Here is a 14,698-nt window from a genome sequence, read left to right on the forward strand (position 1 = left end):
AGACTACCAGCGTCTGATTGCAGCCCCAGCCCGGTGCGCCAAAGCTGGGGTTGTTAACTTAAATCAGGCGCTGAACAGGTTTGAATGCAACTGTTTCACCACGGCCGGCGCATCCGCATCCTGCACTAAGAAGCACAGGTTATGTTTTGAAGCACCATGGCAAATCAGCCGCATATTAATCCGCTCCAGCGTTTGAAAAAGCTCACCGGTAATGCCTTTGCTGCTATGCAAATGGTTTCCAATAACCGCCACCAGGCTTAACCCCTGCTCGACTACCACCTCACAAAACGCCCGCAGTTCCGCCAGTGCCGGCTCTACGGCATGACTAAAAGCACTGGTCATGCCGCCTTCATCCAGTGTGAGAGCAACGCTGATTTCCGACGTAGTGACCAAATCGACTGAAATCTGATGCCGGCTTAAAATATCAAACACCCGGGCTAAGAAACCGGCAGCATGCAGCATATCAGGGCTTTTTACCGTGATTAAGGTTTGTGATTTACGCAGGGCAATAGCACGGTATGGTGGCCGTTGCTGTACTTCCCTGGCAATCCAGGTGCCACCGGCTTCCGGCTCACGACTGGAGCCAACAAACACGCCGATATTACGCCGCATGGCCGGAATAAGCGTGGCCGGGTGCAGTACTTTGGCGCCAAAGGTGGCCATTTCTGCCGCTTCATCAAAGCTAATTTCAGCAATACAGCGTGCCTGATCCGTCAACCTTGGGTCGGTAGTAAAAATGCCGACCACATCCGTCCAGATTTGCACCGTATCAGCCTGCAGTGCTTCAGCCAGCAAGGCGGCGCTATAGTCAGAGCCGCCGCGGCCAAGGGTGGTGGTTTGCTCAAACTCATCCTGGCCAATAAAACCCTGGGTTACAATTCGTTGCTCTGCAATAAGTGGCTTTAAATGTACTTCAGACAGTTCAGCAATGAGTTTAACCTGCGGCTCAGCGCGGCCAAAGCGGCTGTCAGTGCGCATTATCCGGCGAATATCAAAACATTGTGCCTGAGCGCCCCGCTCGCGCAATACCTGACTGAACAGCGCAGAACTTAGGCGTTCACCAAATGACTGAATAAGATCCTTGTGCGCGCTGCTATATACCGCGCCGCCGTTTTCAATTAACGCTTTGAGCTCTGTCAGCAGTAATTCGATAGCCTGTGCCACCTGCTCTGGCTGAGCAAGGCGGTTTAGTACTGCAAGGGTAATGGTTTCGATGCCGGCATAAGCATCATAGCGCTCGGTAACATTCGTAGTTTTGGTAATTTCAACTAACAAATTGGTTACACCAGAGCTGGCGCTGACCACGACGACCCGTATTGCTTCATTGGCCAGAATAATATCGGCACAGCGGGACATCGCATCAAAATCAGCAACACTGGTGCCGCCGAATTTTGCAATAATAAGATTGGACAAGGGTGTCTCTCCTTACAAAATAAAATAAGCAGAGCATGGCTTTTGCTAATTGCAGCAAAACGGGAATGGTTACAGACCGTTGCTATCGATAACAAAGGCCAGAAGCTCTCCACCAAACAAACAGGTGACAGTCGGCAGGATTCAGCCTGCCCGACCGAAAGTACTCTCACTATACAGAGTGCTCTCTCGGCGTTAATCCCCCTGGCCCGCGCTGCGAAGTATAGTCTTCTGTCACGGGTTACCTGGTTAACGCGCCTCTTCTGGTCTATCAGATATGATTGACGGCGGCCACTTTACCCTGTCAGCCGCCAGATAGCAATAGCCTTTTAGCCGTCTATCAGCTTAGCGCACGTCTACCGATTACTATCGGTTATTTTGCGCCGCATCATAGCAGTATTAACTGAATACTGCCTTAGCAAGAATAACTTTAATTAACTGTAATGGTTGTTAATATGCTTAATTAATTCAATGAACGCATCCATGTCTTTCTCATTCTGGGCATCACTGTGCCATTTATGATGAAACCCCAGGGTTAACTGTACTTTCGCTGACTGAAAATACACCTCATAACCATCAAAGCCCTGGCTGACCGTAAGGCCATCGAGCGTAAAACCGGCACCGTGGTCAGTCTCCACTGGCTTGCCATGTTTTTCTACCTTGGCATAGACATTTAAAAGTAATTTACCATCGAGTTCATTATGCATAATCGGTCCGTATTCGCTGCTGTAGTCAGGGTAGCTGTTTAGCATAGCAGCTAAAAGCCATTAGTTTGATGACTTTACGCAATGCGGGTATAGTACGGTTGTCTTAAAAGGAGAAAAAAATGCAAAAGACGCTTATTGCTGCCACCTTACTTATCAGCCTCGGTGCCGGCGCCAATATTGTCCAGGACGCCCCCTTAGTTTCCATCGATACCCATGATGCCTATTTTGATAAGCTAAAAGCGCTGTGCGGTAAAGCTTTTGCGGGTAAAATTGCCGTTGATAATCCACCGGCTCCCGGTTTTGAAGGTGCCCTGATTATGCATGTCAGAAAGTGCTCTGACAGCCAGCTGCAAATCCCGTTTCACGTCGGTGACAATCATTCACGCACCTGGATCATCACTAAAACCGGTTCTGGCTTAACCTTAAAGCACGACCATCGCAATGCCGATGGCAGCCATGATGATCAGACCATGTACGGCGGACAGACCCTGGATGCCGGTTGGGCAACAGCACAGTCTTTTCATGCCGACCAGTATTCTAAAGAGTTGTTTACCGCTCGCGGTATACCGCAATCAAATACCAATATCTGGCAAATGTTTATTTACCCGGAACAATTCAGTTACCGGTTAATCCGGGAAGGCCGGGAGTTTCGGGTGGATTTTGATCTGACCCAGGAGGTCGCGTTACCACCAGCGCCCTGGGGTTATGCAGACTAGCCGTAAAACGATAATAAACCATAAATAACAACCAAGTACACACTGGAGCCACTATGAAAACGTCACTAAAGTTTTCACCACTTTACCTCATTCTCGCCGGGGCATTGACCCTCAGCGCCTGTTCAAAAGAGCCTGAGGCACCAACTGCAAACACTCAACCTGAACCTGAGCAAACCGCTGAGCTGGTTGATACCGAATTTAATCCGCGTTTAGCTGAGTATATTAAAACCCTGGCATCTGATGAGTTTCAGGGCCGGGCACCAGCAACCAAAGGAGATGAGTTGACCGTTGCCTACCTGGAGGAACACTTCCGACGCATTGGGTTAAAACCGATAGACGGTGACAGTTACCAGCAACCGGTATCCCTGGTACAAATCGATCCAAAGCAAGTATCTGATATGACATTAACAGGAGAAAACCTGCCGGACAGTTTCAAATACCGGGATGAAATGATCGCCTGGACCACCCAGGTAACTGACCAGGTTAGTGTCGAAGACAGTGAGATGGTATTTGTCGGTTACGGGATTGTTGCTCCGGAATACAACTGGAACGACTATGAAGGCCTTGATGTCAAAGGTAAAACCGTGGTGATGTTTGTTAATGACCCAGGTTACGCCACACAGGATCCGGAATTGTTTAACGGCAATGCCATGACCTACTACGGCCGCTGGACTTACAAATACGAAGAAGCGGCCCGCCAGGGAGCGGCCATGGTACTGATTATTCATGAAACCGCACCAGCCAGTTACGGCTGGGGCGTGGTAGCACATGGTTCACCCATTAAGTTTGATCTGATCAACGAAAACAAAAATATGGACCGGGCTAAAATTGAAGGCTGGTTAACTACAGAGTCTGCGGAAAAACTGTTTGCCAACGCTGGCACCGATTTAGCAAGCATGCACAAAAAAGCGCTGGAACCAGACTTCAAACCAGTACCGCTGAATGCCAAAGCATCGGTAACGGTAAACAACAATTTGCGCGAGCTGACCTCCAGTAATGTCATCGGCTACATTGAAGGCAGTAAATACCCGGACGAATATGTTCTGTATATGGCGCATTGGGACCACCTCGGAATGGACTTCTCAAACCCAGACAATAAAGTGTTTAACGGCGCCCAGGACAACGCCAGCGGCACCGGTGCAGTTATTGCCCTGGCTGAACATTTTGCCAAACAACCTCAGCCCGAACGCTCGGTTGCCTTTGTGTTGGTAACAGCAGAAGAACGCGGCTTGCTGGGGTCGGCCTGGTATGCCGAAAATCCGGTATTCCCGCTGGAAAAAACCGCCGCGGCCATTAATATGGACGTAATGAATATGTATGGCCCGATGAAAGATATGGTAATTGTTGGCCTGGGCAATACCGAGGTAGAGGAAATTCTGGTGAAGTATACTGAGCAACAAGGCCGGTATGCAGTGAAAGAACCCAACCCGGAAGCGGGTATTGCTTATCGCTCTGATCACTTCAATTTATCAAAAAAAGGCGTGCCTATTCTGTACGCTAAAGGCGGTAATGATCATTACCAAAAAGGCGCTGAATGGGGCGCGGCACAGCGCGCTGAGTACAACAGCTGCTGCTATCATAAGGTACAGGATGAATGGCGGGATGATTTCGACTTACGCGGTGCCCAGCAGGATTTATTCCTGTATTACCGGGTGGGGAACGAACTGGCAAACAGCCGGCAGTGGCCAAACTGGTACCAAGGTAATGAATTCCGTGCTATTCGCGATGCCTCAGCCGAGGCACGCCAGTAAGCAGCTAACTTCTATAGTTTAACTACAATTAGGGCAGCCACGGGGTTGCCCTTTTTTTACAATTAATAACTAGGTCGTTCGACATTTTCAAGCTAACTTGTTAATTCAGAACTGATTCAGGTAGTCTTAACTACATTAACAATTATTGTCAGCCGTTAATAACTTACCTGACTGGTGCCGTTTGGACACACTATGCGACGTTTTTTAAAAGCATTGCTAATATTGGTTATCGGCTTACCGGTGATAGCTGCCGTTGGCTATTGGTATCTACAGCAGCAAATTGCTCAGGCCGGCATTAGTAATCTGCAGCTGGATTTTCGCCGGTTTACCCTGCGAAGTGCTTCATTTGCCAGCGTTCGCTTACAACTGGAACATAATGGCGCTTTGCATCAAGTTGAGCTGCAAAACGTCGATATTCACTGGCGATGGCCACAAGCATTTAAACCCGCCTTGCAACGGGTAAGCCTGGGCCCCGGCCAGATCACGCTGGATAAGCCGACCCGGCCCGCAGCAGCATCACAACAGACGCCGTTTACACTCCCTGCTCACTGGCAATTGCCAGATTGGTTGCCGGAACATATCCATATTGACGATACCCGCCTAACGCTACCCTGCTCTGCTGGCCAGTGTCCGTTGGATTTAAATGGCTACGTAAGCTACGTCAACCCACCGCAATCTACCAGCCCAGCCGATACCAGCGAACCAGCCTACTGGCAAAGCCAACTGACTCTGAGCTCAGTACCCAGTGCAGCAGGCAACCAGCAAGCAAAAGACCGGCAACAGCAAGACCAGGCGATATCACAATTTCTGATTGACCTGACCTATCAGCCGGCACCGCAACCGACCCTGGAAATAACGGCGCAGCAGGCAGAGCAAATTGGCTTAAGGGTTAAACTGCAGCTCGCCAGCCAGCCGGCTGCTACCGAACTTGCTGTTGCTGAGATAGCATTGGCGCTGTCGCCCCCCTCCAGCGCCAATCAGGTGCTGCTGCGCCAATGGGGCATTGTGTTGCCAGACACCTGGCTGACGCAGTTTCAGCAACCGGTGCAACTTTACAGCAAACTGCAGTGGCAGTTACCTGCCAATGGCGATCTGAGTACTCTGCTTAGCAACCACGATATTGACGCAATAGTTGTCGGCCGGGCCCCTGACCCGTTTTATCTGCCGCAACTGGGCTTAATTCAGGGCGAACTGAATGCAGAGCTAACCCTGAAAAATCAGGTTGTGACCAACTGGCAACTTAACGCCAGTGGCAGCTTAGCTGGGCTGGAACTGCCCGCTGCTATTGCGGATTACGGCCTTAACCTGAATCCGGTCGACTTTGTTATCCGTGCCAACACCAACAGTTCCGCCACTACCAGGCCATTAGATTTGGCCGCCTTACCGTTGCAATTGGCACTATCAAGCGAGGGCGACACCAGTTTCAGCCTGGACAGTGAGCTGACAGTTAATCTGACAGATACTTTAGCGATAGCCATTGAAAAGGCTGATGTCTCAGCCAAAGCTGCCCGGCTGAAACTAGCGCAACAGGCTGTTTTACTGACTGGATTGCAGCTGGAAGCCGGGTTTAGCGGTCAGTGGCAGGCTGGCAGCTGGCAAGTGGCAGTCAAAGATCACAGTTCGCTTCAAAGCGCCTTTACCACAGACACCGTAACAGGCGATAACCTTAAGGTATCGTTAGCCAGTAGTCAGGTCAGTGGCGATCAAAGCGGTATAACAGATTTAAACTCGGACCTTCAGATCAGCGTCGATAAGCTCAGTCATCCGGCTTTACTCAGCCAGAACTGGCAGTGGCAGGGCCTGCTTCGTGGTAACGCGGCGCAGTTTACTGTTGAAAACGGCCAGCTTAGTAATGATGCCGGTATAACGGTCTCGCACCAGCTGAACTATCAGGCTGAAACCAGTGCCGTGATGATACAATGGCAGTTAGCTGAGATTTTTTTATTGGCGGGAAACCCTCTGACAGCCACCATCAATGCCTGGCCTGAACTCCTTACGCTAAACCGGGGCAAACTCAGTGGCAGTGGTGTCATCAATTTTAGCCCCAGCGAATTAACCAGCCGTAGTCAATTACAGTTGGGCGATTTAAGCGGTATTTACGATCGAAGTTTGTTTGCCGGCTTAAATGCCAGCATCGACGTCGCTTTGGCCAATAACGCCTTACTCGTCAACACCAAAGACTTCCAGCTTGACAGACTTAACCATGGTTTTGAAATGGGCCCCCTTACCCTGACTGGCTCTGCTACCCTGCCATTAGCCAGTCCAGAGCAATTAACTGTCAACTTACAGCAAGCGGTATTACAGCTGATGCAAGGTAAAATAACCGCTAATAACCAGCAGCTGGATTTCAGCCAGTCTGAAAACCAACTGATACTGCAGCTGCAGCAAATTGACTTAGCCAGCCTGTTGCAACAACACCCGTCCAGTGATCTAACCGGCAATGGCAAGCTCTCTGGAACCGTGCCCATTACTATTGGTACGAAGGGGTTTAGCGTTAAGGACGGCAGTATAGCAGCTGAAGCGCCGGGCGGACGGTTGCAGTATCAGTCAGAAAGTGCCAGCGCTATGGCAAAATCTAACAGCAATATGAAACTGGTATTGGATGCACTGGAAAATTTCCAGTATACGGTACTTAGCAGTGATATCAGCTACGATACCAGTGGCAAACTTGTGCTGGGGCTGAAGTTACAGGGTAGCAACCCCAATTTGCAACAAGGGCGGGCCATTAATTTAAATGTGAATCTGGAGGAAGATCTGCCGGCACTGATTACCAGCCTGCAACTGACTAATAAGCTGAACGATGTGATCACCCAGCGGGTCCAACAGTATCTTAAACAACAACAAGCAGCTGCGGCTGCCAATGGAGAAAAACCATGAAACGACTAGCCGGGGTGGTGCTAACTGCAAGTCTGGTGTTACTGGCCTGTACCCCTAAAGTTCAGGTTGAACTACCGAATGAACCGATAAATATCAATCTTAACGTCAAAATTCAGCATGAAATCTATATCAAAGTAGATAAACAACTTGATGAATTATTTAGCGAAAACAGTGGCTTATTCTAAGGAGATCATACTGATGAAACTGACAACATTTCGCCTGTTCTTAGCAGGTTTAATATTAGCGTTAAGTTTGCCGGTAATGGCAATGAATCTGCAGCAAGCTATGGCAGCACTGAGCCAGACTAAATCGCAAGGCCTGGTGGGTGAGCAACCTAATGGTTATCTGGGTGTAGTACAAAGTACCGAACAAAGCGAGGCGGTTGTTAAGCTGATTAACGACGCCCGCCGTGCTGAATACACCAGAATGGCCAAACAAAACAATATTGCGGTGGCCGATGTAGAAGCGATTGCCGGCAAAAAAGCGATTGAGAAAACCGCCAGCGGCCATTTTGTTCTGCTTGATGGCGAATGGATCAAAAAACGTTAATCCATACGGGATAATGACCAGCTTGCGTTGCCCAACGCGAGCTGGTGTTAGACTTTAGTCGCATCCCTATCCTTTGACGAACGTTGTACTATGCTTAGCTTGTCTTAATACCCAGTCAGAGGTAGTTGAATGAACGCGATATTTTTGATGTTAATGGGCCTGGGCGCCATGGCACTAGGCTACTTCGTTTACTCTAAGTTTATCTGCGAAAAAATTTTTAAGGTTGATCCACATTTTCGTACTCCTGCCCATGAGATGCAGGATGGCATCGACTATGTGCCAACCAACAAATATATCCTCTGGGGTCATCACTTTACCTCGGTTGCCGGCGCCGCCCCCATTATCGGGCCAGCTATCGCAGTGATTTGGGGCTGGGTGCCCGCTTTTCTGTGGGTAGTATTTGGTACCATTTTCTTCGCCGGGGTGCATGATGCTGGCGCTATCTGGGCCAGTGCCCGCAACAAAGCGAAATCGATAGGTTCACTCACCGGTGATATCGTCGGCAACCGCGCCCGCAGTATTTTTATGATTGTGATTTTCCTGGTACTGCTGATGGTTAACGCGGTGTTTGCCGTGGTGATTGCCGGTCAGTTGATTAATTTCCCCAGTGCCACTATTCCAGTCTGGGGTGCCATCGTCGTCGCCCTGATTATCGGCCAGCTGATTTATCGTAAGCTTATCGGCCTGCTGATGGTGACGGTTATTGGCGTAATAGCCTTGTACGCCATGATTTATGCCGGGCCGATGCTGCCACTGGCATTGCCTGAAATGGTTGGCCCGCTAAGCGACAACCAAAGCTGGATTATAATCCTGTTTGCCTACGCCGCAATTGCCTCGCTGTTACCGGTATGGATGTTACTGCAACCACGCGACTATATTAACGGCATCCAACTGTTTATCGGTTTAATTCTGATGTACGGCGCCGTACTGATTTCCGGGCCGGAACTGGTTGCACCGGCCTTCAATACCAATCTGCCGGAAAACACGCCATCAATGATCCCGCTGCTATTCGTGACCATTGCCTGCGGCGCCATTTCCGGCTTCCATGGTTTAGTATCCAGTGGCACTACCTCGAAACAGCTGGATAAAGAACCGGATGTGCGTTTTGTTGGTTATTTTGGTGCAGTGGGCGAAGGCTCATTAGCGTTAGCGGCTATTATTGCCGCCACCGCAGGTTTTGCCAGTCTGGCTGACTGGCAGGCTATTTATCACAGCTTTGGCCAGGGCGGGGTATCGGCCTTTATAACCGGTGGCGCGAATATTCTGCAGCAAGGCGTTGGCCTGGATACGGTGCTGGCACAAACCCTGTTAACGGTAATGGTGGTATTGTTTGCCGGCACCACTATGGATACCGGCCTGCGCCTGCAACGCTATATTTTTCAGGAATGGGGCCATATCTATAATATTGGCTGGATGCAAAAAGCCGCTCCGGCAACCCTGTTAGCGGTTGGCACCTGTCTCCTGTTGGCGTTTGGTGCCGGCGGTGATGGCTCAGGTGGCATGTTAATCTGGCCACTGTTCGGCACCACTAACCAGTTACTGGCGGGCTTAACGCTGTTAGTCATAACAGTTATGCTGGTTAAAAAACGCCGGCCAATGTGGTACACCCTGGCACCATTAGTTTTTCTGTTAATTATGACAACGCTGGCGCTGCTGACTCAGCTGAAGAGTTTTTATGATAAGGGCGACTGGTTTCTGTTCACCCTGGACTTAGTGGTACTGGCCGCTGCCATTTTGGTATCACTGGAATGCACTGCCACCTTAAGCAAACAAATTAAAGCTAATAAAGCCAGTCCCGCGACAAAAGAACATGAAGCTTGATAGCATTAAGGCCTGGCTGCGCCAGGCCAGTTTTTACGCCGAAGAAGCCTATAACGCGCCCTACCGCAGTGCTATTGCCCGGGCTAAACGCGAGCAGGACGATTTGTTTATGCTGCTGATTTTCTCGGAAATGATGGGGGTACCTAACCCCGCCAGTTATTACACGCTGGAGTTACAACCGCTGCTAATGGAACGCTTTCACGACTGGCATACCCGGATGGGTATGGAACACTCCCCCCTGGATAACATAAAATGCTGTTAACCGATAAGCGGCTGCTGTTAGTGGGTGGTAAAGGCGGTGTGGGCAAAACCACTACCAGCTCGGCGCTGGCGCTGCTGGCAACACAGCGAGGCAAAAAAGTCCTGCTGGTTTCTACCGATCCGGCGCATAGTCTTAGTGATGCTTTTAACCGCCCTATTGGCGACAGTATAACCCGGCTGGCACCAAATCTGGATGGTCTGGAACTCGATCCGGACCGGGAAGTTGAACAACACCTGGCAAAAGTCACCACCCAGCTAAAACGCTTTACCCGGCCAGAAATGTTCAGCGAAATTGAACGGCAAATGCGTTTAACCCGCCAATCGCCGGGCGCGCAGGAAGCCGCTATGCTGGAGCGGATGGCCAGTGTCATCGAACTGGGCTTATCAGATTATGATTTGGTTATTTTCGATACTGCGCCCACCGGCCATACCTTGCGACTACTCAGTCTGCCCGAAGCCATGGCCGCCTGGACTCAGGGGCTGCTCAATGCGAATAAACGCTCAGAGAAACTCGGTGACATATTAGGGCATTTAACGCCCAAAGCAGGTCGCGATGTGGCCAACCCGCTGGCTGATCCAGATGAGCACGCCACCTCCGGTATGGATGAGCGTAACAAAGCCATTACCGACACCCTGCTGACCCGCCAGAGATTATTGCAACGCACCCGCGAAATACTGACTGATAAGCGACAAAGTGCCCTGCTGTTCGTGCTAACCCCGGAAAAACTACCTATTCTGGAAACCGGCCGTGCCGTGCAAAGCTTGCAGCACGAAAAGCTACCGCTGGCAGGGTTAGTAATCAACCGTATTCTGCCCGACAGTGCCGATGGTGAATTTCTGGCGGCGCGTCGCAGCCAGGAAAAAGTCCATTTAGCCCAGATAGAACAAGATTTTTCTAGCCTTCCCCGCTACAAGGTGCCACTGCAAGCCACGGACATTCAGGGGCTTACTGCGCTGCAACATATGGCAAGCCTGCTGGACCAAGCCGGTTTATAGCTGATTTTTTCCCGCCAATCCGGTATGGTTAACGTTTTAAAAAAGAGCGCAATACACTTATGAATATTAAAGGTTTGCTAGTCAGGGCCTGGGTTGTCGTTTTTATCATCAACCTGCCAATAGCTGATTTACAAGCGGCGGCAGCACAATCTGACAGCAACACCCCTGAATTTAAAACCGCGGTACTGGACGGTTACTTAAAACGCTGTGTCGAAGTATTGCATAGTAAAGGCTACAGCAGCGTGGACATTAAAGCAGAATGCAGCTGTGAGCTGGATTATATCGAGCAGAATTTTACAATCTTCGAGCAAATGCTGGGCGACACTGCAGCTGGTAACCAGCAGCGGATAAACGAGTTCAAAAAAAAATTACTGCAATGCAAAGTAAAACCGCAACCTCGTCAGTAACAGGTTAAGCCCAGAGGATACTTAACACGATCAATGTCAGTACGGCGCTGATAAACAGGATGTTATAAAGAGAACTGGTTAACCAGAATTTCAGCAGTGTCTTGCCCCAGCTCTGTTGATAGTAGAACTTCTGGCATAGCAATAAATAAACCGGGATCCACCAGAATGCCACCGTTTCCAGCCAGCCGACAATTGCTGCCAGCCAGTTCCAGCCTATGCTGTTTTGCAACAAACCAAGCCCCAGATAGATAACCGACATTTGCAAAATAAAGCTATGGCTATGTAAGGCTACGATTAAATGTTCCATATAGTAGCGATTGGAGCGGATGTACATCAGTTTTAGCAATAAGGCAAAAAGCGGTAGCAGCAAAAACATCATCTGCGGAGCCAGACTAAAAAACTTATTTATCGCCAGTTTGGGGTTGGCGATAATAGCGTCAAGTTTGGCGTTAAACTCTTGTTGTCCCTCCTCAGATAAAAAGGATACTTTGACCCCGGAAGGCGATCTTTGTCTACTTTGCTGGACGTTTTTCCTGATTTCAGCCCCTATATCGGCCAGATTGTTGCTATCAGGCGTAGCATCAGCTGCTGGCTGGACGAGCACATTGTCAGGCGGGCTGACATCAGCCGATGTGTCAGGCAACAGTCTGGCAAAAATCAGAAAGGCGATAATTGAGGTAAACAGATACAAGCGCAACGGTGGCACATAAGGGACCCGATGACCATTAACATAACGGCGACTCAGGAAGCCAGGCCGGAACCAAAGTGGAATTAATGTGCGCCATAGCCGGGTATCCCAGTTGCTGAACTCACCAAAAAACTCGGTAACAACGCCGCTGACATTACGGATATAGCTTTTCTTTTCCTGGCCGCAGTGATGACAAAACTCACCCTGCAAAGCGCTGTGACAGTTATCACAATATTGCTGTGCCGCTGTGTCCATCCCTGACTCACTTATTATTACTGTCTGACCCTCTCTGATTCTACGTTAAGCAACTGTTTTAGCAACAGTTGTCCGCAAAATTATTGCGGACACTTTTTTTGTCCGCGGACAGTTTTCACAATCAGTATATAAATTTTATATACTTAAAAATCAATAACATAACAGTTGGCATTAAAGCTGCTAAGCATTATCTGTAGAGCGTAAAATCAGCACAACAAGGGCAGAAAATGATCCAGGGCACTGAACTACAAGATAAGATTATGCAACGTCCGGCCAGAAGCCGGCTGCGCCGATTCCTTCCCACGGTCGCCATTTTAACTATTGTCATTATGCTAAGCCTGGCGTTATTTAAAACTATGGCAAATAACGGTGCCAGCATGGTGGTCGCACGCAATACGTTACAGTTCGCCACTGTACAGCGTGGTGATTTGGTTCGGGATATTGCGGTACAGGGCCGGATTGTTGCCGCCAACGCCCCTACCCTATACAGCCAGGAAACCGGCCAGGTGCAGCTGTTTAAACAACCTGGTGAAGCGGTTAATCAGGGCGATATTGTTGCCACTATTACCAGCCCGGCGCTGCAAAATGATTTACAGCAACAACAAGCCATGCTCTCAGGTATGACATCAGAAGCAGAACGGGCGGTATTAAGTGCCCGCGAGCAACAACTGGATATTGAGCAGGTACTGAATAACGCTCAGGTGAATTTACTGGCTGCCCGGCGCGAATTGCAACGTGCGTAGCCAGTCTATCGAGCTTGGGGTGATCCGCAGGCTCGATTTCGATATCGCCAAAGATAATCTGACCAAAGCGGAACTGGAATTTGACCATGCCAAACGCAAAGTAGAACTAGCCCGGGACAAACTGGCTTTTGAACAAAGTTCACGCGCTCAGAATATTCATCGCCAGCAACTGGTCGTCAATGAACTTGAACGCAAAGTGGCGGCGCTGAATATCACCGCGCCGGTAACCGGCCAACTAGGCAACTGGCTGGTCGAGCAACAAAGCCATGTGCTGCCCGGTCAGGCCTTATTAACCGTCATTGATCTTAGCCAATATGAAGCAGAACTTGCGGTCCCGGAAAGTTATGCCCGCGATTTGTTAGCCAACCAGCAGGTAGAAATTGTCATAGCAAACCAACAACTTAATGGCGTTATCAGCCATATCGCACCAGAAGTTCGCAATAATCAGGTCAGCGCCCGGGTGCGCTTTGAACAAGCCGATACGCTGGCGCTTCGCCAGAGCCAGCGTCTGACGGCCCGGGTGATCCTGGAGCATAAAACCAATGTGCTGAAAATTGCCCGCGGTGATTTTGTCAGCTCCGGTGGTGGCCGGCAGGCTTATCAGGTGTTGGATAATCAGGCTGTGCGTAAAAACGTGGAGCTTGGTGCGCTGTCAGTGCAATGGGTAGAAATTTTAAGTGGTGCGGCTGAAGGCGAACAATGGGTGATCTCGAACCTGAATGATTTTCAGGACCAAAGCCGGGTAAACCTGAACTGAGCCGCCACTGATCCAAAACCAGACTAATTACAACCAAGTTTATGAAAAAGGACAACTGATGATAACACTAACTCATTTAAGCAAAATATTCCGTACTGAGCTGATTGAAACCCACGCCCTGCGCGATGTGAACCTGCAGGTAAATGAAGGCGAGTTTGCGGCACTGACCGGCCCGTCCGGCTCGGGTAAGTCAACCCTGTTAAATATTCTTGGCACGTTGGAAGGCTTCGACAGTGGCGATTACCTGCTTGATGGCAAGTCGGTTAAAGGTTTGTCTGATTCTGCGCTTTCAAAGCTGCGCAACGAGAAAATTGGTTTTATATTTCAAAGCTTTAATCTAATAAAAGACTTCAGCATTTTTGACAATATCGAGCTGCCTTTGCGTTACCGTGGACTGAAGGCGGCTGCCCGCAAGCAACGGATTGAACAGGCGTTGGAGTTAGTCGGCTTACATGCCCGACGCGACTACCTGCCCGGCCAGTTATCAGGCGGACAGCAGCAACGGGTCGCCATTGCCCGGGCCATTGCCGGTGAGCCGCGAATTCTGCTGGCTGACGAACCTACAGGAAATCTTGACTCATTGATGGCACGCCAGGTGATGGAGCTGCTGGAGCAAATTAACCAGCGCGGTTGCACCATTTTAATGGTAACGCATGACCCGGATCAGGCGCGCCGCGCCGGCCGCCATATTCAGATTATTGATGGTCAGCTCCACGACAGTACCCTTTATCAACCGCTGGCCGCAGTGCAAGGAGCCTGA

At 49.8% G+C, this 14,698-nt stretch carries 15 protein-coding genes and 1 riboswitch; of the genes, 12 read left to right on the top strand and 3 right to left on the bottom strand.

Features of this window, described 5'->3' with window-relative positions; all coding sequences use genetic code 11:
• Positions 1-63: 63 nt before the first annotated feature.
• On the bottom strand, positions 64-1,413 hold the full coding sequence (lysC, locus tag KG631_RS06860; protein WP_213997155.1) for a lysine-sensitive aspartokinase 3: 1,350 nt from the start codon (positions 1,411-1,413) through the stop codon (positions 64-66).
• Between the two features lie 94 nt (positions 1,414-1,507).
• A riboswitch (Lysine riboswitch) is annotated at positions 1,508-1,681 on the bottom strand.
• 163 nt (positions 1,682-1,844) lie between these two features.
• A complete protein-coding gene (locus tag KG631_RS06865; RefSeq protein ID WP_213997157.1) occupies positions 1,845-2,117 on the bottom strand; it encodes a DUF3081 family protein in 273 nt (90 codons plus the stop codon).
• A 119-nt stretch (positions 2,118-2,236) separates the two neighbouring features.
• Between KG631_RS06865 and KG631_RS06870 the strand changes: the two genes are divergently transcribed.
• The 9 genes from KG631_RS06870 (at position 2,237) to KG631_RS06910 (ending at position 11,495) form a co-directional block, all read left to right on the top strand.
• On the top strand, positions 2,237-2,833 hold the full coding sequence (locus KG631_RS06870; RefSeq protein ID WP_213997158.1) for a hypothetical protein: 597 nt from the start codon (positions 2,237-2,239) through the stop codon (positions 2,831-2,833).
• A gap of 53 nt (positions 2,834-2,886) precedes the next feature.
• A complete protein-coding gene (locus KG631_RS06875) occupies positions 2,887-4,584 on the top strand; it encodes a M28 family metallopeptidase (protein ID WP_213997160.1) in 1,698 nt (565 codons plus the stop codon).
• Positions 4,585-4,776: 192 nt separating this feature from the next.
• Positions 4,777-7,461 carry a YdbH domain-containing protein gene (locus tag KG631_RS06880; RefSeq protein WP_213997162.1) on the top strand — a complete coding sequence of 895 codons (2,685 nt, stop codon included), beginning with the start codon at positions 4,777-4,779 and terminating at the stop codon, positions 7,459-7,461.
• Positions 7,458-7,646 (top strand): YnbE family lipoprotein, encoded by a 189-nt coding sequence (locus tag KG631_RS06885; protein WP_213997165.1) that lies wholly within the window; start codon positions 7,458-7,460, stop codon positions 7,644-7,646. The genes KG631_RS06880 and KG631_RS06885 overlap by 4 nt, the downstream gene beginning before the upstream one ends.
• Before the next feature lie 13 nt (positions 7,647-7,659).
• Entirely contained in the window at positions 7,660-8,010 is a 351-nt protein-coding gene (locus tag KG631_RS06890) for a YdbL family protein (protein ID WP_213997166.1), read from the top strand.
• Positions 8,011-8,139: 129 nt separating this feature from the next.
• A complete protein-coding gene (locus KG631_RS06895) occupies positions 8,140-9,831 on the top strand; it encodes a carbon starvation protein A (protein WP_213997168.1) in 1,692 nt (563 codons plus the stop codon).
• Positions 9,821-10,093, top strand: coding sequence for a cory-CC-star protein (locus KG631_RS06900; protein ID WP_213997171.1), 273 nt, complete (start codon positions 9,821-9,823; stop codon positions 10,091-10,093). The genes KG631_RS06895 and KG631_RS06900 overlap by 11 nt, the downstream gene beginning before the upstream one ends.
• Positions 10,084-11,088: an ArsA family ATPase gene (locus KG631_RS06905; RefSeq protein WP_213997176.1), complete on the top strand. Its 1,005-nt coding sequence runs from the start codon at positions 10,084-10,086 to the stop codon at positions 11,086-11,088. Before KG631_RS06900 ends, KG631_RS06905 begins: the two co-directional genes overlap by 10 nt.
• A 59-nt stretch (positions 11,089-11,147) precedes the next feature.
• Positions 11,148-11,495, top strand: a complete 348-nt coding sequence (locus tag KG631_RS06910; protein ID WP_213997179.1) for a hypothetical protein — start codon at positions 11,148-11,150, stop codon at positions 11,493-11,495.
• Between the two features lie 4 nt (positions 11,496-11,499).
• Here KG631_RS06910 and KG631_RS06915 read toward each other — a convergent pair whose 3' ends face one another.
• Positions 11,500-12,438, bottom strand: coding sequence for a DUF3667 domain-containing protein (locus KG631_RS06915; protein ID WP_213997180.1), 939 nt, complete (start codon positions 12,436-12,438; stop codon positions 11,500-11,502).
• Between the two features lie 227 nt (positions 12,439-12,665).
• Between KG631_RS06915 and KG631_RS18820 the strand changes: the two genes are divergently transcribed.
• From KG631_RS18820 to KG631_RS06925, 3 genes are read left to right on the top strand one after another with little or no spacing between them, the layout of a single operon-like run.
• On the top strand, positions 12,666-13,181 hold the full coding sequence (locus KG631_RS18820) for an HlyD family efflux transporter periplasmic adaptor subunit (protein ID WP_301003666.1): 516 nt from the start codon (positions 12,666-12,668) through the stop codon (positions 13,179-13,181).
• Positions 13,174-13,938, top strand: a complete 765-nt coding sequence (locus KG631_RS18825; RefSeq protein ID WP_365868366.1) for an HlyD family efflux transporter periplasmic adaptor subunit — start codon at positions 13,174-13,176, stop codon at positions 13,936-13,938. Before KG631_RS18820 ends, KG631_RS18825 begins: the two co-directional genes overlap by 8 nt.
• A gap of 58 nt (positions 13,939-13,996) precedes the next feature.
• A complete protein-coding gene (locus tag KG631_RS06925) occupies positions 13,997-14,698 on the top strand; it encodes an ABC transporter ATP-binding protein (protein ID WP_213997181.1) in 702 nt (233 codons plus the stop codon).

The organism is Arsukibacterium sp., assembly GCF_018402695.1.
Classification (GTDB): Bacteria; Pseudomonadota; Gammaproteobacteria; order Enterobacterales; family Alteromonadaceae; genus Alishewanella.

Excerpts from the sequence above, each read along its gene's own strand:
- KG631_RS06865 (WP_213997157.1), bottom strand. The coding sequence starts at position 2,117 with ATGCATAATGAACTCGATGGTAAATTACTTTTAAATGTCTATGCCAAG.
- KG631_RS06870 (WP_213997158.1), top strand. The coding sequence starts at position 2,237 with ATGCAAAAGACGCTTATTGCTGCCACCTTACTTATCAGCCTCGGTGCC.
- KG631_RS06875 (WP_213997160.1), top strand. The coding sequence starts at position 2,887 with ATGAAAACGTCACTAAAGTTTTCACCACTTTACCTCATTCTCGCCGGG.
- KG631_RS06880 (WP_213997162.1), top strand. The coding sequence starts at position 4,777 with ATGCGACGTTTTTTAAAAGCATTGCTAATATTGGTTATCGGCTTACCG.
- KG631_RS06885 (WP_213997165.1), top strand. The coding sequence starts at position 7,458 with ATGAAACGACTAGCCGGGGTGGTGCTAACTGCAAGTCTGGTGTTACTG.
- KG631_RS06890 (WP_213997166.1), top strand. The coding sequence starts at position 7,660 with ATGAAACTGACAACATTTCGCCTGTTCTTAGCAGGTTTAATATTAGCG.
- KG631_RS06895 (WP_213997168.1), top strand. The coding sequence starts at position 8,140 with ATGAACGCGATATTTTTGATGTTAATGGGCCTGGGCGCCATGGCACTA.
- KG631_RS06900 (WP_213997171.1), top strand. The coding sequence starts at position 9,821 with ATGAAGCTTGATAGCATTAAGGCCTGGCTGCGCCAGGCCAGTTTTTAC.
- KG631_RS06905 (WP_213997176.1), top strand. The coding sequence starts at position 10,084 with ATGCTGTTAACCGATAAGCGGCTGCTGTTAGTGGGTGGTAAAGGCGGT.
- KG631_RS06910 (WP_213997179.1), top strand. The coding sequence starts at position 11,148 with ATGAATATTAAAGGTTTGCTAGTCAGGGCCTGGGTTGTCGTTTTTATC.
- KG631_RS06915 (WP_213997180.1), bottom strand. The coding sequence starts at position 12,438 with ATGGACACAGCGGCACAGCAATATTGTGATAACTGTCACAGCGCTTTG.
- KG631_RS18820 (WP_301003666.1), top strand. The coding sequence starts at position 12,666 with ATGATCCAGGGCACTGAACTACAAGATAAGATTATGCAACGTCCGGCC.
- KG631_RS06925 (WP_213997181.1), top strand. The coding sequence starts at position 13,997 with ATGATAACACTAACTCATTTAAGCAAAATATTCCGTACTGAGCTGATT.